This window comes from Ruegeria sp. BG10, assembly GCF_056538575.1.
On the sequence record NZ_JBQFTI010000001.1, the window covers coordinates 574,248 to 598,197 of the forward strand.

A 23,950-nucleotide genomic window follows, 5' to 3' on the forward strand; every position below is an offset into this window, starting at 1 on the left:
GGGTGCGGTATTTGAGGCAGTGCGAACAGAGGCTTACAGCGCCTGATGGATCACCATGCCGTCATAGGCAGGCGTGATGTAATCGTCGGTTTCGGCGGCGACCGTGGCGTAATCCAGGTCGATATGCATGTTGGTCAGAACCGCCCGTTTAGGCCGCAACCGGCCGATCCACCCGAGCGTTTTTTCCAGATGGGTGTGGGTGGGATGCGGAGACCGTCGCAGCGCATCTATGACCAGACAATCCAGACCTTCCAGCAAGGGCCAGGAATCGTCATAGATATCGGCGACGTCCGGCAGGTAAACCAACCGACCCATCCTGAACCCCAGCGCGTCGATCGAACCGTGGTTGACGTTAAACGGATGAAAAGGGATCGGGCCACCGGGGCCGTCGACCTCGAACGGACCGTCGATTGTTTTCAGGTCCAGGATCGGAGGATAGGGCGAGTTGTCGGGCTGTACGAACGCATATCCGAACCGGCCCAGCAAATCGTTCTGGGTGGCGCCGTCCGCCCAGACGGGAACCCTTTCGCGCATGTTGAACACGATCATGCGAAGGTCATCGATGCCGTGAACGTGGTCGGCGTGGGAATGGGTATAGACAACACCGTCCAGCCGCCCGGTTCCACTGTCCAGCAACTGGCTGCGCATGTCCGGGCTGGTGTCGATCAGAACAGATGTGGTGCCTGCGCTCCCGACACGCTCGACCAGCATCGAGCAACGGCGGCGTATGTTCTTGGGATTATCCGGATCGCAGGCGCCCCAATGACCGCCCAGCCGGGGCACGCCACCGGATGAACCGCAGCCCAGGATGGTGCAGCGCAATTCGGTCATGCAGCCGCCTTATAGGTCGCGGCCTTGGTGAACAACCTGTCGAAATTGGCCTGCGTCTGGGCGGCGAATTCGGGGTAGCTCAGCCCAAATACCTCGGCCCCTTTACGGGCCGTGTGAGCGGTATAGGCCGGTTCATTGCGCTTGCCGCGATAGGGCGGCGGGGCAAGGTAGGGCGCGTCTGTTTCAACAAGGACGCGGTCTACCGGGGCGCTGGCGAAGATATCGCGCAACTCCTGGCTTTTGGGGAAGGCCGCAATGCCCGACATGGACAGGTAGAAACCCAGATCCAGCGCAGCCCGGGCCAGTTCCGCCGACGAGGAAAAGCAGTGCATCACACAGGAATAGGGCGCGTTGCTAAATTCCTCGGTCAGAATGCGCGCCATGTCGTCATCGGCTGCGCGGGCGTGGATGATCAACGGCAGGCCGGTGCGCTGAGCGGCCTCGATATGAACCCGCAGCGACTGCTTCTGCACGGCCGCTGACTCGGCAGTGTAGTGATAATCCAGCCCGGATTCGCCTATCCCCACGAATTTGGGGTGCTGAGACAGCGTGACCAGGTCGTCCACCGTGGCCATTGGCTCATCTGCCGCGCTCATCGGGTGGGTTCCGGCGGCGTAAAACACGGGCGCGTGGGCCTCGGCGATGGCGCGGACGCCGGGTTCGTTGCGCAGGCGTGTGCAGATGGTGACCATCCGTGTCACACCGGCTTCGGCGGCGCGCGCAACGATGTCGTCCAACTGGCCATCGAAATCGGGAAAGTCCAGATGGCAATGGCTGTCGGTGATTTCGGGGGTGTCGCTCATCTGCTCTGACCGGCGGTTTCCTGTATCTTGAACACCGTATCTAGGACCAGAGCGGCAGGGTCAAGGTTCACGGCCTGCCCATGACGCGCGCGGGCCGTGATCAGGGCGCCGGCCTCCGCCCAGTTGCGCGCCTGTTGCGGAGAGGCGGACAGTCGGGCCAGTGTTTCCGCCTCGCGCGGGGCCGCCTCGGGCAGGGGCGCTGCGCCGGTCGCGCCGGTCAGGGCAAGGCGGGACAGGGCGACATCAATCAGGGTCAGCAGCAGTTCGAACCGCTCGGCGGCACCGCGCTGGGCCGCGGCTTCAGCCAAGGCCAGTGCACGCTGGCGGTCCATCCGGGGCAGGGTTCCCAGAATGGCGATGAGTTCGGCGTAAATCTCTAGCCCGCCCAGATTGATCAGCCGCACGGCATCGCCCACCGATCCGGCCGCCAGAGCCGCAAGGTGATCGGCCTGTTCCGGCAACTCCGCCCCGGTCTGTTTCAGGGCGGCTTGCATATCCTCGGAACCCAGCGGTGACAGGCGAAGCGTTCGGCACCGTGACCGGATCGTCGGCAAAAGGCGCGAGGGCTGGTGTGAGATCAGCAGCAGCGTTGTGCGGGCCGGGGGTTCTTCGAGCATCTTCAGAAGGGCATTGGCCGCGCTGACATTCATGTCGTCCGCGGTGTCGACGATCACAACGCGACGACCGCCATCGGCGGCGGACAGGCCAAAGAATTTCCCCAGCTTGCGGATATCGTCCACGACGATTTCATTGCGCAGCCGCCCCTGGTCGTTCAGTGACCGGGTGATCGCGGCCAACCCCGGTTCAGCGCCTGCCAGAATGCGGTGGGCGACAGGGTGATCCGGGTCAATCACCAGCGTTTCGGGGGGCGGCGGAGCGCCGAACAGTCCCTCATCCCCGGTCGCTGGTGTCGCCAGCAGAAATCGCGCGATACGCCACGCCAGCGTGGCTTTGCCGACACCTCGGGGGCCGGTCAGCAACCACCCGTGGTGCAACCGGTCCGAGGTATAGGCGCTCAGAAACGCCTGTTCAGCCTCGTTCTGTCCGAACAGGTGCTGCGTTTCGCGCGGATGGGGGGCACCGGGTGCCTGATCCGGGGTCGGGGTATCGTCGCTCATCAATCGTCTATCGCAATGCTTGCAAGACGATATCTGTCACATCCTGCGCAACGCTGTCCATGTCCCGGTTGCCGTCGATCACCCGAAAGCGGCTGGAAAATTCATCGGCCAGGGCCAGAAAACCCGCTCGCATTTTCTGTTGCAGGTCCAGCCCGAAATCCTCGAACCGTTCTTCCGTGCCCTGACGGCCCTTGGCCCGGGTCAGGCCGGTATGCGGGTCCATGTCGATCAGAACCGTCAGGTCCGGTTCGCGCCCGATCATGAGAGAGTGCAACTGGTCGACCAGCCCGCGCAGGTCACCGCGCGACAGGCCCTGATACATTCGCGTGCTGTCCGCAAAACGGTCGCAGATGACCACTTTACCCTCGGCAAGCGCCGGTTCAATCGTCCGCTCCAGATGATCTCGTCTGGCGGCGGTGAACAGCAGGATTTCCGTCTCGGCCGACCAGCGATCCGGGTCACCTTCCAGGACCAGACGGCGGATTTCTTCGGCACCCGGCGACCCGCCGGGTTCGCGCGTCAGAACGACATCATATCCCAACTGACGCAAACGCGCGGCAAGCATTTTCGCCTGTGATGACTTGCCCGATCCGTCGATGCCTTCAAAGGTCAGAAACAACCCGGTGCTCGTCACATCAAATCCAACGGGTTGCCGATGACATCGGTCAGGACTATGCCGCCGACGGTCATCATCCGTACCACAAACCCGCCGGATGCGACGTCATTGGCGGCCAGCAGCGGACGGCGGATTTCCGGCAGACCTTCGGGCTTGATGACCAGTTCGGCCAGTTGCTGGCCCTTGGCGATCGGCGCATTGACGGGGCCGTCATAAACCACTTCGGCCTGAATATTCTTGTCACCCAGCACCGGGAACAGCAGCGACAGGTCTTCTTCCGGAACCAGACCCACGGACTTGTCGGCGCCCATCCAGACCTGCGCTTCGGCTATCGGCGTGTCCGCACTGGCAACTGTCCTCTCGACAAAATTTCGAAACGACCAGTTAACCACGGCCTCAGCCTCCTCTGCGCGACGGGCGGTGCTGTCGAGGCCGGTGAGAACGAAGATCACCCGGCGGTCGCCTTGCTTGGCCGATCCAACTAGGCCGTAACCGGCCTCTTGCGTATGGCCGGTTTTCAGCCCGTCCGCACCGATCCCCAATTTCAGCAGCGGATTACGGTTGCGTTTGTTCGATGGTGCGCGTCCGTCGAACTCGAACTCCTCTTCGGCGAAGAGGGGGTAGTATTCCGGAAAGTCCGTAATCAGCCGATCCGCCAGTACGGCCAGATCGTGAACCGACATCATATGTCCCGCAGCGGGCCAGCCGTTCGAATTGGCGAAGTTGGAGTGATCCATGCCCATTTGCTTGCCACGCTGTGTCATATAGCGGGCAAACCCGGCTTCGGTTCCGTCCGGGCTCAGCGCCTCGGCGATGACAACGCACGCATCATTGCCCGACAGGACGATAATGCCGCGCAACAAATCCTCGACCCGCACACGATCCTGCGTGTTCAGGAACATGGTCGAGCCGCCATAGCTCATCGCGTGTTCCGAAACGGGCAGCGTTTCATCCAGCGTCAACCGGCCGTCACGCAGGGCCTCGAAGGCCACATAAAGCGTCATCAGCTTTGACATGGAGGCCGGAGGAAGAGGTTGGTCCGCCTCTTTGGACAAAAGAACCGTGCCGGTTGTCTGGTCCATCACGTAAGCCGCGCGGGCTTGGGTATCGAAGGCATGAGCAGGCAGTGCAAAAAGCGCCAGCCCAAGGGTCAAAACAGATGATCGCAGCGAGGATAGCACGGCGGCCTCCTTAGTTTCAGTTTTTGACAGTGAACGCGTCGGTAAAGCCAAGGTCCTTCACGTCGCTTTGCAGGGCGTTGCGTTCTGCACGGGTTGATGCAGGTCCAACCAGAACGCGCCAGACCGTCTTATCGTCGGTCTTCAACTCGCGTACATTGGCAGTCATGCCATTGCGCCGGATTTTTGCGGCCGCACTGTTGGCGTTGGCTTCGACATTGAAGGTTCCGACCTGGACAAATGGCTTGTTGATCGAACCAGAGGTCGCAGCCGCGGTGGCGGCGCTGGCCTGTGCCGGCTCTGCCGCATCAATGGCTGCTGCCGCGCCCTCAATCGGGTCGAGGGTTGTTTCCGTGATCTCGTCGGAGCGCTTCTTTTGCCACCATTTCCGTTTTGTCGGTTTTTCCGCAGGTGGCGTAACCGTCGGATCGGAAAGTGTCGCGGTCGGCGCAGCCTGTGCAGCCGTTTCCACTACCTCTTCGACCGTTTCCGTCGTGGCCTCAGCCGCTGGTTCGGCTGCCGCCGCAGCGACGCCCGCAGCGGCGACCGGTTCCTTCTTTTGCCACCACTTCCGCTTGGCCGGCTTCTCGGAATTCTCCGTATCGGCCGAGGCTGTTTCCGCCGCGGCTTCCTGCGGCTGGGCATCTTCGACCGGAGCGGTCTCTTCACTACTTGCGGTTTCGGTCGATTGGGCCTCTTCCGGCTCGACCTCTTCCGTTTCAACCGGCTTGCGCCTTAGCGCGATAACCTGCACTTTTGTCGGCGATCCGGCAAGAATACCCAGCTTTTCCGCAGCGGCCGATGACAGTTGCAGCGCCGGACCCGGCAGGTTTCTTTCCCGCCGGAATAGCGCGCCATTCACGGTCTTGTTGTTGGATGTATTTTTGATTGCAACCCGTTCCGGCTGCGTCACGTCCGGGTGGGCCACCCAAATACCGCCAAGGGACGGGCGCCCGTCCCACAACCCGGCCTCGGTCACCTGAAAGACCTCTGGCGCTTCAACCGTTTCCTGCGGGCCACCAGTGGAAATCGGGAAAAGTTCAACACTGCCGTTCTGAGTGTCGGAGTTCTGTGCGTCACCGCCTTCCGCCTCTGACAAGGCATCCCCCGAAGACAATGTTTCGTCGCATCCGGCCAAAACTGAAAGGGCCAAGGCCAAAGCCGCCAAAGATCGCGGATTGACGCGTGTCTCAGTCGCTCGTTTCATTTTGTCATCCCTTGCCTGAAGGGGTCTCGTTTCCTGAACCCCACCGCTGATCGCCGGTTCTGTCATGCCGGACTGATACGGTCTTTCCTGCAAAGCATAACGTGGGCGGGGTGTCATGGAAAGAGCGCTGCGCAGGCTTCGGCGAGATTTCCCTATTTGCTCTTGCCACCGTTTCCAGTTCACCGTAGACCCGGCCCCACGCGGGGAGGTGGCAGAGTGGTCGAATGCGGCGGTCTTGAAAACCGTTGGGCGTGAGAGCGTCCCCAGGGTTCGAATCCCTGTCTCCCCGCCACTCATATTCAGTCTCACTATATTCCGTCTTGATTGGAGCTCTCTGCTAGCCCACGGCCACAACACCGTTGGGAACGGGTGTTAAGTGCGCGACATAGAACAGGTCAAGAAGGCAATGATCCAAACGCCTTTTTTAGTTCCGGTTGGATTTGATCTCGTCGTGTTAACCCGCCTTGGTGAAGGCTGTTGCGGTTGGAGAGCGGGTCGAACTACCCGACCATTTCGGATTTAAGTGGTGCAGTTGCGGCTGCCGACGAGCGCGACTGGTATCACGCCGTATCCGGCGGCGTGTAGTTGAGAACCCGGAACGTAGCGCACGCCAGTTCGCGGTGGTTTCCTCTGTATTTGCTCCAAACCGTGCCCTGCCAATTGAGGTCATCCCATCGAGCAGTACCGAGAAGCTTTGTTCTGAAGCGCCGGGATAGTGTTTCTTCCACTCGGCAAATGCAGTTGACAAAGTCGTCAAATCATGGCGCGAGATGGCTTTGAGACACGATTGCGCGGCGTACCATTCGGTTTGGACAGCGCGCGTTTTTAATGCCGCCAGTAGCGATGTTACACGCGCTGAAAACGCCCAGATCGCTGCTGCGATAAATGCGATCAATCCCGGCACAAGCCAAAACACTTTAGTCAAGTGCCATGCATTTGCGTCTTCTGCATTGCCAGAAGCAGCGCTGCGAATAGATACTTCAATAATCGGTAACGTCGCGGTTTCCAACTGTCCTGTCTCGATGTTGAACCAATCGATCGACACTTCCGGCAATGCGACGTCCCCTTCGCTCTGAGCGACATAAGCGGTTATTTCAGTGCGCGTCCCCACCAACAGACCGCGGTCCTCATTCTCGTCGATTTGAGGATCCTTTGGATAGGCACGCATGCTTTCTCCCTCGGGTGCGGGAGTTAGGCGAGGGATCATAATTGGCGAAGTGCCTGTGATTTTTGCTGTAACGGTCCTCGTCACGGCCCCACCAACAGACAGATCGGTATCTCCGTCAATCTGTTGTTGAAGTTCGAACCCGCTGGCGATGACCAGCGGATCGAGCACAGATGCCCCGTCGGGGATGGTGGCAGCAAAAGTCAGTTCGGGAATGGAGCCAGAGAATGTCACCGGCTCATTTGTGTCCAGGTTGGCATAGGTAATAGTTACGTTTTCCGGCGGTAGGGAATAGCTGCCAGCCGCGAGCGGGTAGAGGCGATAGCTGCGGCGTACGCCCGACCAGGTTTCCCCTTCTATAATTTCGCTGATGGGCCCTGAAGCTCGCTCGGGTTGGCGAACCAGCAACGATCGAACTTCGACTGCTGGAAAGACCGGCGGTTCGGGCATCCATGTTGGTACAAGGATAGAAATTCGCAGCAGCAGTGGCTGACCGACGATTGCGCTGTCGCTTTCCAACTCGGCTGTAATGCGTGGGTCTTGCGCGGTTGCGTCGCTGACCGCACAGCATAGAAAGGATATCGCGATCAAAATGCGGATCATGTACCTTTCTCGCTATTGTCGTAGAGGAACCGGCTGCGGAGGAAATCCCCCATCTCGGTGTCGATGCTGTCGATCCATTGGTCCGGAGAGAGCCCAGTTGCCTCGTCCATTGGCGCGTCGACCTGCGTGGTTACTCCGCGTTGAGTTGCGTTGTCGAATGTCATGTCGTCTGCCCCGATGCCACTTTCCTCGCCGGTGTCGGATTGCTCGCGAGTAGTTTCGACCTGTTCGACAATAGCCCAGGCGATTTCGGCGTTTTTGGCGGCGGCAGGAAAATCAGGCTGAAGGTCCAGCGCGGTTTCAAAGGCGCGTGCACCGGCACGGTATTCACGGTTTCCGATCCGTGCCAGACCTTCGGAAAATGCTGCCTCGGCACTGTCCAACCCGATGAATACTTCTGTGGCTTCCTCATAGCGGCCTGCGCGCAACAATGCGTGGCCTTTCCACATCGGGTCAGCGAACAAATCGACGGCTTGTGTAAACTCCTTGTTTTGAAAGGCTATCTGTCCTTGTTGATCAGGTGTCAGAAACCAATCCTTCCATCCATCGGCATGTGCACTTCCCGGTAACTGAAGCGTGGTGATAACAGTGATGGCGGCGCCCCAGCGCATGGTCCAGCCCCGGCGGAACCACAGCAACGCAATGAATGCAGCAGGCCATAGCAGCACCCAGCCACGATCATCCCAATCCAGACGCTCATCGTTCTGCTGCGCCGCTTGTTGAACCGAGGTTAACTGCCGTTCAATCTGCACGATGTCCCGGTCATCGGCAGTTAATCCAACAGCCGAAACGCCTGTGAGCCCGGTGATCTGGGCGGGGATTTGATCGGAAGGCACGGCAACCAACATCGCCACTGGCGGTTGTTCGGGGTCGCTATTTATGAATGCCGCGACCATTGCCGGATCAAGATCGTCCAGCACAAAGAGGATCGCTCCGGGTGTTTCCGCAGCCTCCAAAATTCCATGGGCCAAATCCAATGCGGCGGCGGCATCATCCCCTTCCGCCGGCATTACCTTGGGGTCTAACCCTTGCAATAGAGGGCGCAGAATATCGGGGTCTTCGGTTAGCGGTGCGACCCGATGTGCAGTTCCTGCATAGGCCACAAGCGCAGTGCGCCCGCCAGCCCGCGCGGCGATTAGGTCTAGGATTTTGAACCTTGCGCGATCCAACCGAGAGGGTGCGAGATCGGTTTCCTCCATCGAATGCGTCACCTTGAGCGCCACCACTAGTGATGCGGTTTCCGCGATCAGCGGGTTTGGGATACGATTCCATGAAGGACCAGCCGCGGAGATTGCCAGCAGACTCAAACAGAGCATAACGCTGTCGACTGGTTGGACACGCCGCCAGGTGTTTGATCCAACTTGCAAAGCCTCTGCCAGATGCGGGGCGAAATTCCGGATGTCTTGTTTGTCCTGTTTGGGACCGTGCCTTGCGATGTACCAAAGTAGCCCAATAACCGGCAAAAGCAGCAACCAGACAGGGCGAAGGAAGTGGAAGGCATCAAGAAAACTGTTCATGCCCGCCTCAAAGTCCGTGAAGCGAGCAGAGCAACAAGTGTTCCTATGCCCAGCAAGGCAGCAAACAAACTCACTGCCCAAACGAGCGAAAAGGTCGGGCGATAACTGGTTTCTTCGACGATCCGTGGTGCCATGGCGTCGATCTGCTCGTAGACTAGCGACAAGGCGGCGCTGTCATCGGCAAAAAAGAAGGCGCCGCCGGTGCGGGCTGCGATATCCTCCAACGCTGTCAGATCTACCCAGTTTTCACCTGTTCCTTCAGGGTCACCGACGCCGATCGTCTGAATAACAACGCCCTTGTCAGAGGCGATTTCGGCGGCGTTGACCGGAGAGACCCGGCTGTTGGTGTCTGCACCATCGCTTAGCAAGATGATCAGGCGGTCCTCAACTTCGCTGCTGTCAAACATACGGATCGCCAACCCGATAGCATCTCCAATCGCAGTGTTCGGCCCGGCCATGCCCACTTGTGTCTGATCAAGGAACTCCTCCAGGCTTTGCAGATCCTCAGTGAAAGGGGCCTGCACAAAGGCCCGCGTACCGAAGACGATCAGGGCAATTCGGTCACCATCGCGTTCGGTGATAAAGGTTTTGAGCACATCGCGGACAGCGTCCAAGCGTTGCATCCTTTGTCCATTTTCACCTATGAAATCTCGCTGGTCCATCGAGCCTGAGATATCAACGGCAAGAACAACATCGCGGGCGGATTTTTCAATCACAACAGGATCGCCAAGCCGTTGAGGGTGTGTCAGACCGATCACGATCATTGTCCAGACCACTAGTGTAGTGATGATCTGAACTCTGCTCCGGTGCAGCACTGTAGCACCCGCCTGTGGCGTGGCACCCGCTGCCACTGTCAACTGTCGGAAAAAGGGGGTTCGGATTGCAGTGACCTCCTCGCGGTGTGGCGGCAGAAACCGCCACACCAGCCAGGGTAAAGGCAGAAGGAGCAAGAGCCAGGGATACACCAAGGTAATCACGTCAGACCTCTTGCTTTAGCTGTTTGTGGGTTACGATCCAGTCGCGCGCCAAGCTGGTCAGCTCTGGTGACGGTGGAACCGGGCGATAGGGGGCTTGCGTTACGATGCGCCCTGGGCCATTCGAAAACCGGTCATCACCCATGGTCTGATCGAGAAAGCGCAACCAGTTTTTGTCGACCAAGCCCGCAACCTCGTCTCGCGGAAATCCGGCCAAAGCTGCGCGGCGCAAGATATCGGCGACGCAAGCGGGATCATCCCCAGTTTCGTCCAGCGCGCGTAAAGCTACACGGCGATAGGCATTGACATGGCGGTGCTTAATGGCGCGGCGAATTAGCCAAAAGGCCAGCAAGGCAAGTGCCAGCCCCAACCAAATCCAACCAACCGTTTGCGGCATCATCGAGATAGGCGCAGGTTCCGGAGCAGGCTCCAGAAGGTCGATCAATTCGACAAGGTTGAGATCTTGCAGATCTGGGTTCATGAGGCACCCAATAGACGCGAGACTTGATCCAGAGCAGGGGCGTGTGTCGACAGCTGTAGGAATGGCAGTTGGTATTTTTGTGACCAGCCTCGTATTAGCGCGAGTCGGTTTTGAGCAAAGGCTTCTATCTTTTTGTGGGTTTCGTCGGAGGATGTGTCGATCTCGGCCTGCGTTCCACCATCCGATATGGCAAGGTGTGCATTTGCCGGCACATGAGTGGCGATCGGGTCGGCAATGTTGAACAGGAGAACGTCGTTATGCCTGGCGAGGCCGCGGATCAGTAGCTCGGAACTGGCATCTACACCGTCGAAATCGGAGAAGATCAATACGAGATAGTTTGTCTTAGTAATCCGGGCGGCAGAGCGCAGCATCCGGTTGAACAGATCTGGCCGGGTGGCCTGATTCCGAGCGGACAACCTCTGGTTGGCTTCAGCGACTGAAGCCAGCAGTCGACGCAAGGCCAATGGTGAACGGACGGGCCTATGTTCGGCGATGGCGTCGTCCGAAAAGACCAACCCGCCAACCCGATCACCTTGCGTCAATACCAATTGCGCGGCGATGGCAGCGGCCTCGGCTGCAATGACCGATTTCATGTAAACTTGGCTGCCAAAGAACATCGACATGCGTTGATCTACCAGCAGCAGCGTGGGGCGATCGCGTTCTTCCGTGTAGACCCGGACATGAGGTGTGCCAGTGCGCGCCGTTACTTTCCAATCCAGTGTGCGGATATCATCACCGGGCAGATAAGCGCGCAGTTCTTCAAAATTTAGCCCTCGGCCCCGCAGTTTCGAGGTGTGGCGTCCGTTCAGAACCGAATTTGCCGGTTGTCGAGGCAAGAAGCTCAGCTGTAACGCGCGCCATTTGAGCGAGACCAACTGGCGTAGGTTGACATGGATACGGGGATCATGTCCGAGTTCTGCAATCGCTGTCGTCTGCATCATTGGAATACCATCCTTGGCCAAAGGCCTGCCTTCATGGCAAGGCAACCAGTTTGATGATCTCGGTGGTGACCTCATCCTGCGACAGGCCCGCGCCCTGCGCCTCGAAGCTCAGCGTTATGCGGTGTCGGAACACGTCATGGGCAATCGCCCGAACATCAAGCGGATCAACATAGTCCCGCCCGGCCAGCCATGCATGAGCGCGGCTACATTTGTCCAAAGCGATCGAGGCGCGTGGGCTGGCACCGACCTCTATCAAGTTCGCCAACTCTTCGCTCAGGGCTGCTGGGGTTCGTGTGGCATAGACCAGATCGGCAAAGTAACGTTCCATTGCTTCCGCTACGTGAATCTCAGAAATCTCTGCGCGGGCATCAAAGACGGACTGTTGCTCAATGGGGGCGGGCTTGACTGTGTCGGACTTCTTTGGCTGACTGACTAACTGCTCCTCACCGCGGACCAGACGAATAACTTCGACCTCGTCCTCGACAGGTGGATAAAGAATGTTCACGTGCATCAGGAACCGGTCCATCTGTGCTTCGGGCAGAGGATAGGTGCCTTCCTGTTCGATGGGGTTTTGCGTGGCCATGACGATGAACAAGGGTTCCATCTTATGGGTCGTGCCCGACACCGTGACCTGGCGTTCTTCCATAGCCTCCAGAAGCGCGGCCTGCACTTTTGCGGGCGCGCGGTTGATTTCGTCTGCCAGCACGATGTTGGCAAAGATCGGTCCCGGCTCAAACCGGAATTCAGACGTACCGCCACCCTGTACGTAAACCTCTGTTCCAGTGACATCCGAAGGCAGCAGATCGGGTGTGAACTGGATTCGGCTGAACTGCGCGTCCAGGTTTTTTGCCATTGCCTTGACGGCGCGTGTCTTGGCCAGCCCCGGTAGCCCTTCAATTAACAGGTTGCCATTGGCCAGCAGGCCAATCAGTAGACGTTCAACAACCTCGGTCTGTCCGATGATGGACTGCCCGATCCGAGCCCTAAGATCGAGGATATGATCACGTGCAGACACGGGGTGAACTCCGTCACAGCCCAAAATCTATTTCCACACCCTTAACGAGTGCGTTTTTATCGACGTTCAATTTTTGCGAGAAAAAGATAGCGCGCACCCCGCCGTCACAATGTTGAATTCAGTCAGCTTTCAAAGACACCTGAAATCGTGCCCGAGGTCCTGTCTGCTCGGGGTCCAGACTAATTTGAGTAATAGCACAAATCAATTTTTTAACACGCACATTCAAGTTTATGTGTAAGTTGAAGCTACTTTCTATTTCTCGAACAGGGTTAGAAAACATGCTTGCTGCCTTTGAACCTCGACGCATTGTGCGCCTACTAATCACATGGACCTGTGCGGCCTTTCTGGCCGTTTCAGCCACCGCGCAAGAGCAAAAGCCAAATATTCTTGTTATCTGGGGTGACGATGTCGGTCAGTCCAACATCTCAGCCTATACGATGGGTTTGATGGGTTATCACACGCCCAATATCGACCGAATTGCCGATGATGGCATGATCTTTACAGACTATTATGGCGAGCAATCCTGCACGGCCGGGCGGTCCTCGTACATCATGGGGCAATCGGTTTTTCGAACCGGTTTGTCCAAGGTGGGGCTACCAGGCGCTGATCTAGGCATGCAAGAGGAAGACCCTACCATCGCAGGTTTGCTAAAAGCCGAAGGCTATGTGACTGGTCAGTTTGGCAAGAACCATTTGGGTGACAAGGACGAGCATCTACCGTCTAACCACGGTTTCGATGAGTTTTTTGGAAATCTTTATCACCTAAACGCCGAAGAAGAGCCGGAGAACGAAGATTATCCCGGCGATCAGGTACTGGCCGATGGCCGCACTTTCCGGGAGACCTATGGCCCGCGTGGCGTGATCAAGTCCAAGGCCGATGGCACGATCGAGGATACTGGCCCACTAACCAAAAAACGCATGGAAACGGTGGATGACGAAACCGTCGCCGCTGCCATCGACTTCATCAAGCGTGCGCACGAGCAAGGGCAGCCCTTTTATGTCTGGTGGAACGGAACACGGATGCACTTTCGGACCCATGTGGCTGACGACCGGCGTAAGCCGGGCAACGACGAATATACCGACGGGATGCTGGAACATGACATGCATGTCGGCCAATTGCTGGACCTGCTAGACGAGTTGGGCATCGCCGACAACACCATCGTGCATTATTCGACTGACAATGGCCCGCATATGAATACCTGGCCGGATGCCGCGATGACCCCGTTCTGGGGTGAAAAGAACACCAACTGGGAAGGTGGCTGGCGGGTACCCTCGATGGTGCGCTGGCCCGGCCTGATCGAGCCCGGCTCGGTCTCGAACGAGATCATGCACCATATGGACTGGCTGCCGACTTATTTGGCCGCCGCGGGCCGTGACAACATCAAAGAGGAGTTGATTCAGGGCGGCGTTCAGGCCATCGGACGTGAATACAAGGTGCATCTGGATGGCTATAACTTCCTGCCCTATTTCAAGGGCGAAGTGGAAGAGGGGCCGCGTAAGGAAATTTTCTATTTTTCGGATGACGGCGACTTGACGGCGCTGCGGTATGACGACTGGAAGCTAATCTTCCTTGAGCAGAAGGCGTGGGGCACCCTGCGCGCTTGGATGGAACCTTGGACGGAGCTGCGCATCCCCTTGATCATCAACCTGCGCCGTGACCCCTATGAGCGCGCCTACCGGACCTCGAACACCTATTATGACTGGTTGCTTGACCGCGCCTATTTTCTGGTCCCGGCGCAGCAGTATGTGGGCAGTTTCCTGGCGACATTCCAGGAATTCCCGCCACGCCAGAAGGCCGCCAGCTTCAATCTGGAGCAGGTGATGGAAAAGATGATCGCTCCGGTGGGCGACTGATCCTCGTTATTGGATCAAGCTGGGCCGCCGCACAGTGGCGGCCCTTCTTCTCAATGACCGGGAAAGTACTTTGTTATGCTTCGTCTTTTTTTGATTCTCTCGTTTCCTTTCATTGTCTCTGCGGCGCTCGCAGACCCGTTGCCATCCTGGAATGACACTGACAGCAAGGCACGGATCATCTCGTTTGTCGAAAGCGTCACCGATACCATGTCCGATGACTACGTTACCCCGTCCGACCGCATCGCGGTCTTTGACAATGATGGCACGCTTTGGGGTGAGCAGCCGGCATATTTCCAACTGATCTATGCTGTCGACGCGTTTCAGAAGATGGCGCAGAATAATCCAAACCTGATTACGTCTGATGCACTCCAGGTTGCGGCAGAGGGCGATTACAGGGCTCTTGCGGAAGGGGGCAAGGAGGCTGTGCTTGAGGTTTTGAGCACCACCCATAGCGGCCTGAACGTCGATGACTTTCAGGCCAGCGTTGCCGAATGGGTGGCGACGGCCAAACACCCGGTCACCGGGCTGCGCTATGACCAGATGACTTATCAACCGATGGTGGAATTACTACGATATTTGCGCGACGAAGGGTTCAAGACATACATTGTCTCCGGCAGTGGGATCCATTTCATGCGGGTCTTTGCTGAGGCCGCTTATGGCGTCCCGACCGAACAGGTCATCGGCACCTATACCGAAACCTCCTATGAGGTGATCGACGGCGTTCCAACCATCGTCAAACAGCCTGCAATCGGTTTTGTCGACGACAAGGAAGGCAAACCGATCAATATCGACCGGATCATCGGTAAGCGGCCACTCATTGCTGGTGGAAACTCGGACGGCGATTATGCGATGATCGAATGGACCACGGCCGGTGACGGACCTCGGCTTGGTTTGATTGTGCATCACACGGATAGTGAACGCGAAGTGGCCTATGCTTGTGATAGCCATATCGGACGGCTGTGTGACGGGCTTAAAAACGGCCCGGATCTGGGCTGGCTCGTTGTTGATATGACTAGGGACTGGTCGCGCGTCTATACTGGCGCGCAATAGCCCGGAAAAAGACCCCAATCCAGCCTTTCGCTGATCAGTTCAGTGCCCATGTTCAGATGTGCCGCAATCGCTGGAGTGTCTTGTCTGGATTTACCGGTCGCGTCATTGGCGCAAGAACCCGCTTATGTCGGCTCATCGACTTGCACCGAGTGCCGTGTCGCCGCCTCTGCGTGGAGCTGCTCACACCACGTGCTTGCTTGGACGGAGCCGTCGTCGGACACAGTGATTGCTAGTTACGATGGCACAACCTTTCGTCTGATGGCATGAGTGTCTAGTTCAGCATCGATGGGGATATTTACCGATCAGCCGTCACGGACAGGGAAGGGGTTACAGCCGCGTACTCAACATCCTGTTGTGGGCGTCGCCTATAACTGTTCGAAACCGAACCTGGCCGTTTGCGGAACTTTGACGTGATCCGGGATGCGGAAGAGGAGCGCCGATATGACCTCTATCCAGATCAGGATCTACTGCCGGATGACCGATTGCATTGGACCAGCCGTTACAAAAAACGGAACGCCCGGTGCGCTGAATGTCATGCCACCGGGTTCGAAAAGAACTATGATCGGATTGCGCGTACTTACGATTCGACCCACGCAGAATTCGGTGTTGGTTGCCAAGCCTGCCACGGTCCGAGCTCGAGTAATTTGAGCTGGGCCGCCGGGCGCGAGTTTGCCAACGGCAACGGTCAGTTGAACGCACTCGGACTGACTCTAGATTTCAATGAGGGTGCCGAGGTGACGATCCAGCAATGCGCCACCTGCCATTTGCGGGCTGCAATCACAGTATTTCGATCCATTGACCAACGGCGGTGAGCTGCACTGCGGCGTAGCCAGTTGAATTGGAAGCCCTGTGTGGGTAGTGCATTGCAAGTGTTTTCTGCGTTGATGGCGGCAATCCGTCAGTACCGTCGTGTGTTCGGCCTGTTGACACAGCCAGTGTTGTCGACTGCTGGCTTTGATGAGTTCCGCAAGCAAGGTTCCTATCGGCGATACGACCTCGGGGGGCCGCGACTTTCCTCGGAGTGTCCTGGCTTTTGGTAGATTTACATCCGCATCATCACATCAAACGTCTTGGGGAATCTCAAGTCCGCCACAGAAAAGCAGTCGGAACGCGTGGAGCGCTCCGACCTTTATCTTCAGTTGGACTGCGAAGCTGACCTAAGTTGGCTTTCAAGACATATCCTTCATGCGGCACGAAGAGGTAGTTGGCCGCAGTATCTATATGCATTGACGTCACTGGCGATAGCGCGTTTTCAATCCAATTGAGCGCCGGTTCAATGTCTGATGAGATCGATTTCCCCGACGCGCATAATCGAGACGTCACCATCAACGTCCCATTCGATATCCGGCACATTTGCACCCGTGCAGGTGTTGATCTCGCTGTCTAGTTCGAAGGCACGCATCACCTCGACCGCTGCGCTTGTCATATTGTCGTGCTGCGCAAAATGACCGAAATGATCACAGTCCTGGGTGCGAACAGTTGGGCTCGGTGCATCTTCGGCAGACGCCTTCGCCACCACAATGTCGTTGGGAGTCCCGACCGCAGCATCGATGCCAGATCTGACCGCCCCGGCAACAAGCGCGCGCACCTCCCAGCCTGTGACCTGAGGCGCTTTCCCGGATACCGCCCAGGTAGGAAGGGCACCGTTTTTCTGCTCGCGCGCGGCGAGGTCTTTGATAAACGTCGAGACCAGATTCCCGACAGGTTGCAGATCGTCAATGCCTTCGATCCGTTTGACGTGCTTGAGGTAGCAGAAGAGCATGTCGAGCGCGATCAGCTGGTCCGACTTGCCCATGAGCAGCAAATAGGAACCTTCATATCGCCCCGGCAACTTAGCCAGATCAGCACCGGCATGCGGCGTCCCAAACGTCGCAAAGAACTTGATCCGGTCCTCCCATCCGTTGTTGCGGGACAGTAGATGCTGGATCGCGCGCCGCGTGGCCAAACCGCCGCGTGAATGCGTGATTAGGGCAATCTTCGTGCCCGCGTCTTCGAATCGATTTATGAGCTCGTCTGCCAGCGCCTGCCCGCTATCGTCGATCCCGCAAAAGGTATCATGCGGAAAACCAATGTGGCCGACCTGGCCGAACACATCTTCTACGCAAACCCGGTCCAAGCCACCATCAGCGTAGAGCTTGATGCGAAGCGACGACCAGGCGTCACGGAACCCGTCAAAGGTCTTGGCATCCGTCGAGAATAGCCCGTGTACGTACACGATTGCCATGGAGTGTCTTTGCGGATCATAGGTCAAGACAGTGTTTTGCTGGTCGAGGCGATCCAGTGGCATTGCGCCGTGACCGTAGGTCATCGCCCGCGCTCGGAGCTCTTCAACGAACCAGGAGGCCGCTTGCGGTGCGCCGGTAAAGTTCGGGCGGACCCAGCCATAGGCTGCCAGCATCCACTTGGCTGTTGCATAAAACCCTTTCAGTGCCATCAGCGATACAGATAGTGAGCCGTGCTGCAAAATGAGCATTGGAAGTTCTGCTTTCGATTCAACAAAGCACTCGCGGTCGTCGTCGCCCTTCTTCCAAGCGAAGACGACGCCGACGCCCTTTTCACCGAAGCCAGGTGACAAAATCGCAGCTGCCAATCCCTAGCAGCCGGCAACAAGTGTTTCGAGCGGAGTGAAGTCTCGACCGAGTTCCGACGACCCTGATAGCAATCGCTCCATTCGGTCAGAGTCCGGTCGAGACACCGGTTGACCTGGCAACTGGTTCAGGTTGTTGATGAATCGCCGTTCCTGCTCGACGATTAAGTCAAACGAATCAAGAGCGTCTAGCGCTGAATCCAGTATCCATCCTACCTCCTGCGCAGTCTCCAGCAGGAGCGTCACAGACCCACCTACTCTGATAGGGAGGCTGGGCGCCATTAGTTCACGAATTTCGTCGGCACTAACATCATGTGTTTCGGTGGCGATCTCTTGTCCGTAATCTAATCGCTGCATGACCTGTCCTGACTATGCTTTGTCCTCTTCGAAGCAGTGTGTGCGGCTCCGGCCTGCGCATTCTCATCCCAACCGAATTGCCGCTGCCTGAAGTCCATTAAAAAAATATCCGGCGCCTGCCCATTAATCACACGGTGTGATCGCGGCGGCCGCTCTCACCGGACACCCGATGTCCAGATATTCTGGCCTCATCAGTCAAAGCCGCGAGGAGAACGAGCGTGGAACAGTATGTCGGACTGGATGTATTTCTGAAAGAGTTTTCGGTTTGTGTGGTGGACGCTGACGGTGCTGTCGTGCACCGTTCGCTGCACCGGCTGCTGGAAAGGATTGGTCTGCAGATCATCTGCACTTATGCTCGCCTGGCCCGCACGGCGCTGTCGGCAAAGCTGAACAAGTCCAACAAGGCGAATGCCGAAGGAGCGGGTAAGAATCGACAGTCCATGGCACCGCTAAACCGTCTATGCAGACCTTGGCACTGGCGCAGCGAATCGGCGCTTTGTACCGCGTGTTGGACCTTCCGATGGCGACTTGATCATCATACGTCGGTAGCAAATGACGGCTTTGCGGGCTGCGATTGCGGCATCTTGAATGCTCGGCGAGGTCGGCTTTGGACCGCGCATGTAGGCGGCCTAGCGTTTTTAGATTTCAATGGCTTCAGCAATGTCCAGGGCATCCGCAAGTTCAACACCAAGATACCTGACCGTGCTGTCCATCTGTGTGCGCCCTAACAAAAGCAGGACGGCGCGAAGGTTGCCAGTTTTCTTGTAGATCTGAGTGAATTTCCTTCGTCGCATCGAATGGGTGCCGTATGCACCGGCTTCCAGTCCGATCGACGTGACCCAGTCCCGAACAATCCGCGCATACCGGTGTGTCGACACGTGAGGGCGTTCGTGAAATCGGCCAGGCCAAAGATACTCTGATCCAACCATCTGTTCGTCTTCTATAAAATTTTCGACGGGTGCACGGGTGCCTTCCGATATCTCAAACCGGACTGGCTTCTGCGTATTGCTTTGCGGCACTGAAGCGCGTTCATTGATCCGGCCAGACGCCATTACATCCACAACTTTCATCTTCACAAGTTCGCAGCCTCGAAGATTGCTGTCGATTGCCATGTTGAAAACGGCTAGATCACGATGGTTCTTTGCCAATTCAAGCCGCACCCGGATTGCCCTGACTTGCATTGGTTTCAGTGGCCGCTTCTGACCAACGATTCGGCCGTTGTTCCAGGTTGGGCGAAGCGCGCGAATGGCAGGTAAGTTTGTTGTTTCCATGACTGGTCCTCCGATCCGCCATGCCCTCCCAAAACGACAATACCACGATGACAGTTGTCGGCTGACACAGAGCAAGGCTCGCCAGAACTCCTGAACCACACCCGCTAATGGTCTTTGCGGACCGAGACATCTTGGCAACCGCCAGCAAATTGGGGAGCGCATTTGCCAAGGTGCCGGTCACGCCAAGACCGGCACACTTTTGCTCCGCCTCGTAACCGAATATTGCTCCGCCGTTGACGTAATAATACCTCTGCGCCGGACCTGCGGGGGCGAGAGCGCATACGTCTGCTTCCGTGCTCAATGCGGGCCAAGATCACGCGGCGGCGATCTGGCGCGCCTTTTCAACCATAACCTCTGCTTGCCGGATCGAGGCATAGTCGATTAGACGACCATCCAGCGAAACTGCTCCTTTGCCCGCGGTTTCGGCCTCGGCCATAGCAACGAGGATACGCTGCGCCTTGGTGACTTCGGCATCGCTGGGCGACATGACCTCGTTCGCCAGAGTGATCTGGCTGGGGTGGATGGCCCATTTGCCTTCGCAGCCCAACACCGCTGCCCTTTTGGCAGCTGCCTTGTAACCCTCGGGATCCTGGAAATCACCAAACGGGCCGTCAATCGGACGCAAACCGTTGGCACGGGCGGCAACAACCATGCGTGCCAGCGCATAGTGCCACATATCGCCCCAATGCGTCGCGCGCGCCGCATCACCATCCGGGTCGGTCAGAACCGAATAGTCCGGATTCACGCCACCTATGATCGTGGTTCGTGCGCGGGTTGAGGCTGCATAGTCCGCCACACCGAAATGCAGGCTCTCATTGCGTTTCGAGGCCGCTGCGATCTCGCTGACATTCTGCATACCCAAGGCGGTCTCGATGATATGCTCGAACCCGATGCGATTCTTGTAGCCCATCGCGTCTTCGATCTGGGTGATCATCATGTCGACGGCATAGACATCCGCCGCGGTGCCGACCTTGGGGATCATGATCAGGTCCAGCCGCTCTCCGGCCTGTTCTACCACATCCACCACATCGCGATACATATAATGCGTGTCCAGCCCGTTGATACGCACCGACATAGTCTTGGTGCCCCAGTCGATATCGTTTAGGGCCTGAATGATGTTCTTGCGTGCCTGCTCTTTCTCGTCCGGTGCAACCGCGTCTTCGAGGTCGAGGAAGATCACGTCCACATCCGATTTGGCGGCTTTTTCGAACATGCCGGGCTGGCTGCCCGGTACGGCGAGTTCGCTGCGGTTCAGGCGCGCGGGGGCCTGTTCTATGGCATAAAAGCTCATGAGTTTGGTCCTTTGAAGAAGGGTGCGTCAGATCACGCGGTCACGGGGTGGGCGGCCTGCGAAGAAGTCGCCCAGATTGTCCAGCACGCGAAAACCCATGGCCTCGCGCGATTCCTTTGTGGCGCTGCCCAAATGCGGCAGCATCACCAGATTGTCGCATTGCAACAGGTCCGGGCTGATGCGCGGTTCGCCGTCGAAGACGTCCAGAGCGGCCCCGCCGATCGTGTCGAACATCAGCGACTGGACCAGGGCGCGCTCGTCCACCACTTCGCCGCGTGCGGTGTTGATCAGGAATGCTTCGGGCTTCATAAGGTCCAGCCTGCGCCCGTTGATCAAATGCCGGTTCGCGGCCCCGCCGGGGCAATGCAGCGAAACGAAATCGCAGTGCGGCAGCAATTCGTCCACTGTTTCCACCTGCGTGGCGTTGAATTGCTTTAGCACATCGGGCGACACAGCACTGCGGTTTTGCACGAGGATTTTCATGCCAAACCCGTGATGGGCGCGACGGGCCATTTCCTGACCGATGCGACCAAAACCTATGATGCCAAGCGTCTTGCCGCTGACCTTGGTGCCGACCAAGTGGGTTGGACGCCAACCAGTCCAGCCGCCCGAGCGCAACTCCCGCTCGCCCTCACCCGCGCGACGGGCGGCCATCAGCAGCAACGTCATGGCCAGATCGGCGGTGCATTCGGACAGAACGTCCGGCGTGTTGGTGACTGTCATGCCCAGATCGCGCGCCGCTGGTTCACAGATATGGCTATACCCCACACCATAGTTGGCGAGGATCTTGGTCTGCGCGGCAGGCACGTCCAGCGCCTCGGCGCTGAGCGTGTCAGTCACGGTGGGCAGAACGGCATCATATTTCTTGAGCGCGTCCCGAATTTCGGTTGGGGACATTGGTTTGTCCCCGGTATTCAGCACAGTGTTGTAGCTTTCGGCCAGTTGCGCCTCAACGGCGGCTGGCCAGCGACGGGTGACAAGGATCGAAGGTTTGACCATCACGCAGCCTTCCCCATTACACGGGCGATGGTTTCGCCGATGACCGCAGGGTTTTCTGCCACGGTGACACCCGCTGCGGACAGGATTTCCACCTTCTCGCTGGCGCTTTCGCCAAAGGCCGAGATGATGGCACCTGCATGACCCATGGTCCGGCCCTTGGGTGCGGTCAAACCCGCGACATAGGCGATCACCGGCTTGGTGATGTGGTCGCGGATGTATTCCGCCGCTTCGGCTTCCTGAGGGCCGCCGATCTCGCCGATCATGGCGATGACATGGGTATCTTCGTCTTCTTCAAAACGCTGAAGAATATCCTTGAAGGATGATCCGTTGATCGGGTCGCCACCGATCCCGACGCTGGTCGAGACACCAATCCCGCGCTCTTTCAGTTGCGCCGCGGCTTCATAACCCAGCGTACCCGAGCGCCCGATGATCCCCACATTTCCGGGCAGATAGATATGACCCGGCATGATCCCCAGCAGCGCCTTACCGGGGCTGATGGTTCCGGCACAGTTCGGGCCCGTCAGTACCATGCGCTTGTCCTTGGGATAGCGATACATATAGCGCTTGACGCGGATCATGTCCTGCGCAGGGATGCCGTCAGTGATGCAGACGCAATAGCGGATGCCAGCATCTGCGGCCTCCATGATCGAATCCGCCGCAAATGGGGGCGGTACGAAGACGAGGCTGGCTTCGGCACCGGTGGCTTCGACCGCCTGTTTGACGGTGTCGAATACGGGTACGCCTTCGACGGTCTCTCCGCCTTTTCCGGGAACAACGCCACCAACGACGTTGGTGCCATATTGCACCATATCCTTGGTATGCAGGCGCGCCATGCGTCCGGTGATGCCCTGAACGATAACGCGGGTGTCGCGGTTCAGAAGAATGCTCATTACACGGCCCTCATCTTGGTGTTTTGGGACAGGTCATTGCGCCATGCGCCCACGGCGCGCTCGGCAGCTTCCATCAGAGTTGTTGCGCGGATGATCGGCAGGCCCGATTTGGCGAGGATTTTCTGGCCTTCCTCGACATTAGTGCCTGCCAAACGCACGATCACGGGCAGATCGATCTCAAGCTCGCGCAGCGCCTGCACGACGCCTTCGGCAACCCAGTCGCATCGATTGATGCCAGCGAAAATGTTGACCAGAACCGCCTGAACATTGTCATCGGAAAGAACCAGTCGAAACGCCTTGGCCACCCGCTCGGGTGAAGCGCCACCGCCGATGTCCAGAAAGTTTGCAGGCTCACCACCGGCCAGCTTGATCGTGTCCATCGTGGCCATGGCCAGACCGGCGCCGTTCACGATGCAGCCGATATTGCCGTCCAGCCCGACATAAGACAGACCGCGATCTGCCGCCCGGCTTTCGCGCGGGTCTTCCTGGCTTTTGTCGCGCAGCTCCGCGATCTGCGGGTGACGGAACAGAGCGTTGTCGTCAAAGCTCATCTTCGCGTCCAGCGCCAGCACCCGGTCGTCGCCGGTGATAACCAGCGGATTGATCTCGACCATAGTCGCATCCAACTCGCTGAAAGCGGCGTAGCAACCCTGAAGGGTCCGGACCATATGCTGGATCAGGCGGGGTTCGAGTCCCAGATTGAACGCAATCTCGCGCGCCTGGAATTCCTGCAGACCTACGGCGGGTTCGACAATCGAGCGCACGATGCTGTCGGGGCGTTCTGCGGAAATCTCTTCGATCTCCATTCCGCCTTCCGACGAGGCCACGATCATCACCCGCTGGCTGGAGCGGTCGAGCACAAAGCCCAGATAGATCTCGCGATCAATCGGCACAGCGGCTTCCACGTAGACGCGGTAGATGCCTTTGCCTTCGGGACCGGTCTGATGCGTCACCAGCTTGCGGCCGAACATCTCGTCGCAGGCGGCGTAGATTTCGCTTTCCGAATTGCACAGTTTCACGCCGCCCGCCTTGCCGCGTCCACCGGCGTGGACCTGAGCCTTTACGATCCACTTGTCGCCACCCAGCTCACGTGCGCGGTACGCCGCCTGTTCCGGGCTGTAGGCCAATGCGCCCGAGGGAACCTCGACCCCGAAATTCGAAAGAAGCTCTTTCGCCTGATATTCGTGGATATCCATCTGCATT

At 58.0% G+C, this 23,950-nt stretch carries 22 protein-coding genes and 1 tRNA gene; 5 read left to right on the forward strand and 18 right to left on the reverse strand.

What is annotated here, in order from left to right:
- Positions 1 to 33: 33 nt before the first annotated feature.
- Genes ACR0D8_RS02840 through ACR0D8_RS02865 form a run of 6 tightly spaced genes read right to left on the reverse strand, consistent with a single transcriptional unit; the run spans position 34 to position 5,753 of the window.
- Positions 34 to 831 (reverse strand): MBL fold metallo-hydrolase, encoded by a 798-nt coding sequence (locus ACR0D8_RS02840; protein ID WP_480644482.1) that lies wholly within the window; start codon positions 829 to 831, stop codon positions 34 to 36.
- Positions 828 to 1,634: a TatD family hydrolase gene (locus ACR0D8_RS02845; protein WP_480644483.1), complete on the reverse strand. Its 807-nt coding sequence runs from the start codon at positions 1,632 to 1,634 to the stop codon at positions 828 to 830. The genes ACR0D8_RS02840 and ACR0D8_RS02845 overlap by 4 nt, the downstream gene beginning before the upstream one ends.
- Positions 1,631 to 2,752, reverse strand: coding sequence for a DNA polymerase III subunit delta' (locus ACR0D8_RS02850; RefSeq protein ID WP_480644485.1), 1,122 nt, complete (start codon positions 2,750 to 2,752; stop codon positions 1,631 to 1,633). Before ACR0D8_RS02850 ends, ACR0D8_RS02845 begins: the two co-directional genes overlap by 4 nt.
- A gap of 7 nt (positions 2,753 to 2,759) precedes the next feature.
- Positions 2,760 to 3,386 (reverse strand): dTMP kinase, encoded by a 627-nt coding sequence (tmk, locus tag ACR0D8_RS02855; RefSeq protein ID WP_480644487.1) that lies wholly within the window; start codon positions 3,384 to 3,386, stop codon positions 2,760 to 2,762.
- Positions 3,383 to 4,549, reverse strand: coding sequence for a D-alanyl-D-alanine carboxypeptidase family protein (locus tag ACR0D8_RS02860; protein WP_480644489.1), 1,167 nt, complete (start codon positions 4,547 to 4,549; stop codon positions 3,383 to 3,385). Before ACR0D8_RS02860 ends, tmk begins: the two co-directional genes overlap by 4 nt.
- 16 nt (positions 4,550 to 4,565) lie before the next feature.
- A complete protein-coding gene (locus ACR0D8_RS02865; RefSeq protein WP_480644490.1) occupies positions 4,566 to 5,753 on the reverse strand; it encodes an SPOR domain-containing protein in 1,188 nt (395 codons plus the stop codon).
- Positions 5,754 to 5,955: 202 nt separating this feature from the next.
- Here ACR0D8_RS02865 and ACR0D8_RS02870 point away from each other — a divergent pair.
- Positions 5,956 to 6,045: transfer RNA gene (locus ACR0D8_RS02870), tRNA-Ser, on the forward strand.
- A 162-nt stretch (positions 6,046 to 6,207) separates the two neighbouring features.
- Here ACR0D8_RS02870 and ACR0D8_RS02875 read toward each other — a convergent pair.
- The 6 genes from ACR0D8_RS02875 to ACR0D8_RS02900 form a co-directional block, all read right to left on the reverse strand.
- Positions 6,208 to 7,521 carry a hypothetical protein gene (locus ACR0D8_RS02875; protein WP_480644491.1) on the reverse strand — a complete coding sequence of 438 codons (1,314 nt, stop codon included), beginning with the start codon at positions 7,519 to 7,521 and terminating at the stop codon, positions 6,208 to 6,210.
- On the reverse strand, positions 7,518 to 9,119 hold the full coding sequence (locus ACR0D8_RS02880) for a VWA domain-containing protein (RefSeq protein WP_480644493.1): 1,602 nt from the start codon (positions 9,117 to 9,119) through the stop codon (positions 7,518 to 7,520). Before ACR0D8_RS02880 ends, ACR0D8_RS02875 begins: the two co-directional genes overlap by 4 nt.
- Positions 9,035 to 9,802: a VWA domain-containing protein gene (locus ACR0D8_RS02885; RefSeq protein ID WP_480644494.1), complete on the reverse strand. Its 768-nt coding sequence runs from the start codon at positions 9,800 to 9,802 to the stop codon at positions 9,035 to 9,037. The genes ACR0D8_RS02880 and ACR0D8_RS02885 overlap by 85 nt, the downstream gene beginning before the upstream one ends.
- Before the next feature lie 214 nt (positions 9,803 to 10,016).
- Positions 10,017 to 10,493, reverse strand: a complete 477-nt coding sequence (locus ACR0D8_RS02890; protein ID WP_480644495.1) for a DUF4381 domain-containing protein — start codon at positions 10,491 to 10,493, stop codon at positions 10,017 to 10,019.
- Positions 10,490 to 11,434: a DUF58 domain-containing protein gene (locus ACR0D8_RS02895; RefSeq protein ID WP_480644496.1), complete on the reverse strand. Its 945-nt coding sequence runs from the start codon at positions 11,432 to 11,434 to the stop codon at positions 10,490 to 10,492. Before ACR0D8_RS02895 ends, ACR0D8_RS02890 begins: the two co-directional genes overlap by 4 nt.
- Positions 11,435 to 11,465: 31 nt before the next feature.
- Positions 11,466 to 12,449: an AAA family ATPase gene (locus ACR0D8_RS02900; RefSeq protein WP_480644498.1), complete on the reverse strand. Its 984-nt coding sequence runs from the start codon at positions 12,447 to 12,449 to the stop codon at positions 11,466 to 11,468.
- Positions 12,450 to 12,727: 278 nt separating this feature from the next.
- On the opposite strand from ACR0D8_RS02900, the gene ACR0D8_RS02905 reads away from it, so the two are divergent.
- From ACR0D8_RS02905 to ACR0D8_RS02915, 3 genes are all read left to right on the forward strand, one after another.
- On the forward strand, positions 12,728 to 14,302 hold the full coding sequence (locus ACR0D8_RS02905) for an arylsulfatase (protein ID WP_480644500.1): 1,575 nt from the start codon (positions 12,728 to 12,730) through the stop codon (positions 14,300 to 14,302).
- Between the two features lie 75 nt (positions 14,303 to 14,377).
- Positions 14,378 to 15,352: an HAD family hydrolase gene (locus tag ACR0D8_RS02910; protein ID WP_480644502.1), complete on the forward strand. Its 975-nt coding sequence runs from the start codon at positions 14,378 to 14,380 to the stop codon at positions 15,350 to 15,352.
- A 410-nt stretch (positions 15,353 to 15,762) separates the two neighbouring features.
- Entirely contained in the window at positions 15,763 to 16,164 is a 402-nt protein-coding gene (locus tag ACR0D8_RS02915; RefSeq protein ID WP_480644503.1) for a multiheme c-type cytochrome, read from the forward strand.
- 461 nt (positions 16,165 to 16,625) lie between these two features.
- Here the strand turns inward: ACR0D8_RS02915 and ACR0D8_RS02920 are convergent, their stop codons facing one another.
- A complete protein-coding gene (locus ACR0D8_RS02920; RefSeq protein ID WP_480644504.1) occupies positions 16,626 to 17,942 on the reverse strand; it encodes an esterase/lipase family protein in 1,317 nt (438 codons plus the stop codon).
- A 572-nt stretch (positions 17,943 to 18,514) separates the two neighbouring features.
- On the opposite strand from ACR0D8_RS02920, the gene ACR0D8_RS02925 reads away from it, so the two are divergent.
- Complete coding sequence (locus ACR0D8_RS02925) at positions 18,515 to 19,024, forward strand: hypothetical protein (RefSeq protein ID WP_480644505.1); 510 nt, start codon at positions 18,515 to 18,517, stop codon at positions 19,022 to 19,024.
- Here ACR0D8_RS02925 and ACR0D8_RS02930 read toward each other — a convergent pair.
- The 5 genes from ACR0D8_RS02930 to ACR0D8_RS02950 form a co-directional block, all read right to left on the reverse strand.
- Complete coding sequence (locus ACR0D8_RS02930; RefSeq protein WP_480644506.1) at positions 18,935 to 19,567, reverse strand: tyrosine-type recombinase/integrase; 633 nt, start codon at positions 19,565 to 19,567, stop codon at positions 18,935 to 18,937. The genes ACR0D8_RS02925 and ACR0D8_RS02930 overlap by 90 nt on opposite strands.
- 313 nt (positions 19,568 to 19,880) lie before the next feature.
- Positions 19,881 to 20,858 (reverse strand): HpcH/HpaI aldolase/citrate lyase family protein, encoded by a 978-nt coding sequence (locus tag ACR0D8_RS02935; protein ID WP_480644508.1) that lies wholly within the window; start codon positions 20,856 to 20,858, stop codon positions 19,881 to 19,883.
- Positions 20,859 to 20,885: 27 nt separating this feature from the next.
- A complete protein-coding gene (locus tag ACR0D8_RS02940; protein WP_480646346.1) occupies positions 20,886 to 21,857 on the reverse strand; it encodes a 2-hydroxyacid dehydrogenase in 972 nt (323 codons plus the stop codon).
- Positions 21,857 to 22,747 (reverse strand): succinate--CoA ligase subunit alpha, encoded by an 891-nt coding sequence (gene sucD / locus ACR0D8_RS02945; protein ID WP_480644509.1) that lies wholly within the window; start codon positions 22,745 to 22,747, stop codon positions 21,857 to 21,859. The genes ACR0D8_RS02940 and sucD overlap by 1 nt, the downstream gene beginning before the upstream one ends.
- The gene (locus ACR0D8_RS02950) at positions 22,747 to 23,943 is read right to left on the reverse strand and encodes a malate--CoA ligase subunit beta (RefSeq protein WP_480644511.1); all 1,197 of its coding nucleotides are present in this window, start codon (positions 23,941 to 23,943) and stop codon (positions 22,747 to 22,749) included. The genes sucD and ACR0D8_RS02950 overlap by 1 nt, the downstream gene beginning before the upstream one ends.
- Between the last annotated feature and the right edge of the window lie 7 nt (positions 23,944 to 23,950).

Excerpts from the sequence above, each read along its gene's own strand:
- ACR0D8_RS02850 (WP_480644485.1), bottom strand. The coding sequence starts at position 2,752 with ATGAGCGACGATACCCCGACCCCGGATCAGGCACCCGGTGCCCCCCAT.
- ACR0D8_RS02840 (WP_480644482.1), bottom strand. The coding sequence starts at position 831 with ATGACCGAATTGCGCTGCACCATCCTGGGCTGCGGTTCATCCGGTGGC.
- ACR0D8_RS02905 (WP_480644500.1), top strand. The coding sequence starts at position 12,728 with ATGCTTGCTGCCTTTGAACCTCGACGCATTGTGCGCCTACTAATCACA.
- ACR0D8_RS02940 (WP_480646346.1), bottom strand. The coding sequence starts at position 21,857 with ATGGTCAAACCTTCGATCCTTGTCACCCGTCGCTGGCCAGCCGCCGTT.
- ACR0D8_RS02890 (WP_480644495.1), bottom strand. The coding sequence starts at position 10,493 with ATGAACCCAGATCTGCAAGATCTCAACCTTGTCGAATTGATCGACCTT.
- ACR0D8_RS02935 (WP_480644508.1), bottom strand. The coding sequence starts at position 20,858 with ATGAGCTTTTATGCCATAGAACAGGCCCCCGCGCGCCTGAACCGCAGC.
- ACR0D8_RS02930 (WP_480644506.1), bottom strand. The coding sequence starts at position 19,567 with ATGGAAACAACAAACTTACCTGCCATTCGCGCGCTTCGCCCAACCTGG.
- ACR0D8_RS02950 (WP_480644511.1), bottom strand. The coding sequence starts at position 23,943 with ATGGATATCCACGAATATCAGGCGAAAGAGCTTCTTTCGAATTTCGGG.
- ACR0D8_RS02875 (WP_480644491.1), bottom strand. The coding sequence starts at position 7,521 with ATGATCCGCATTTTGATCGCGATATCCTTTCTATGCTGTGCGGTCAGC.
- sucD (WP_480644509.1), bottom strand. The coding sequence starts at position 22,747 with ATGAGCATTCTTCTGAACCGCGACACCCGCGTTATCGTTCAGGGCATC.
- ACR0D8_RS02845 (WP_480644483.1), bottom strand. The coding sequence starts at position 1,634 with ATGAGCGACACCCCCGAAATCACCGACAGCCATTGCCATCTGGACTTT.
- ACR0D8_RS02895 (WP_480644496.1), bottom strand. The coding sequence starts at position 11,434 with ATGATGCAGACGACAGCGATTGCAGAACTCGGACATGATCCCCGTATC.
- ACR0D8_RS02865 (WP_480644490.1), bottom strand. The coding sequence starts at position 5,753 with ATGAAACGAGCGACTGAGACACGCGTCAATCCGCGATCTTTGGCGGCT.
- ACR0D8_RS02885 (WP_480644494.1), bottom strand. The coding sequence starts at position 9,802 with ATGATCGTGATCGGTCTGACACACCCTCAACGGCTTGGCGATCCTGTT.
- ACR0D8_RS02910 (WP_480644502.1), top strand. The coding sequence starts at position 14,378 with ATGCTTCGTCTTTTTTTGATTCTCTCGTTTCCTTTCATTGTCTCTGCG.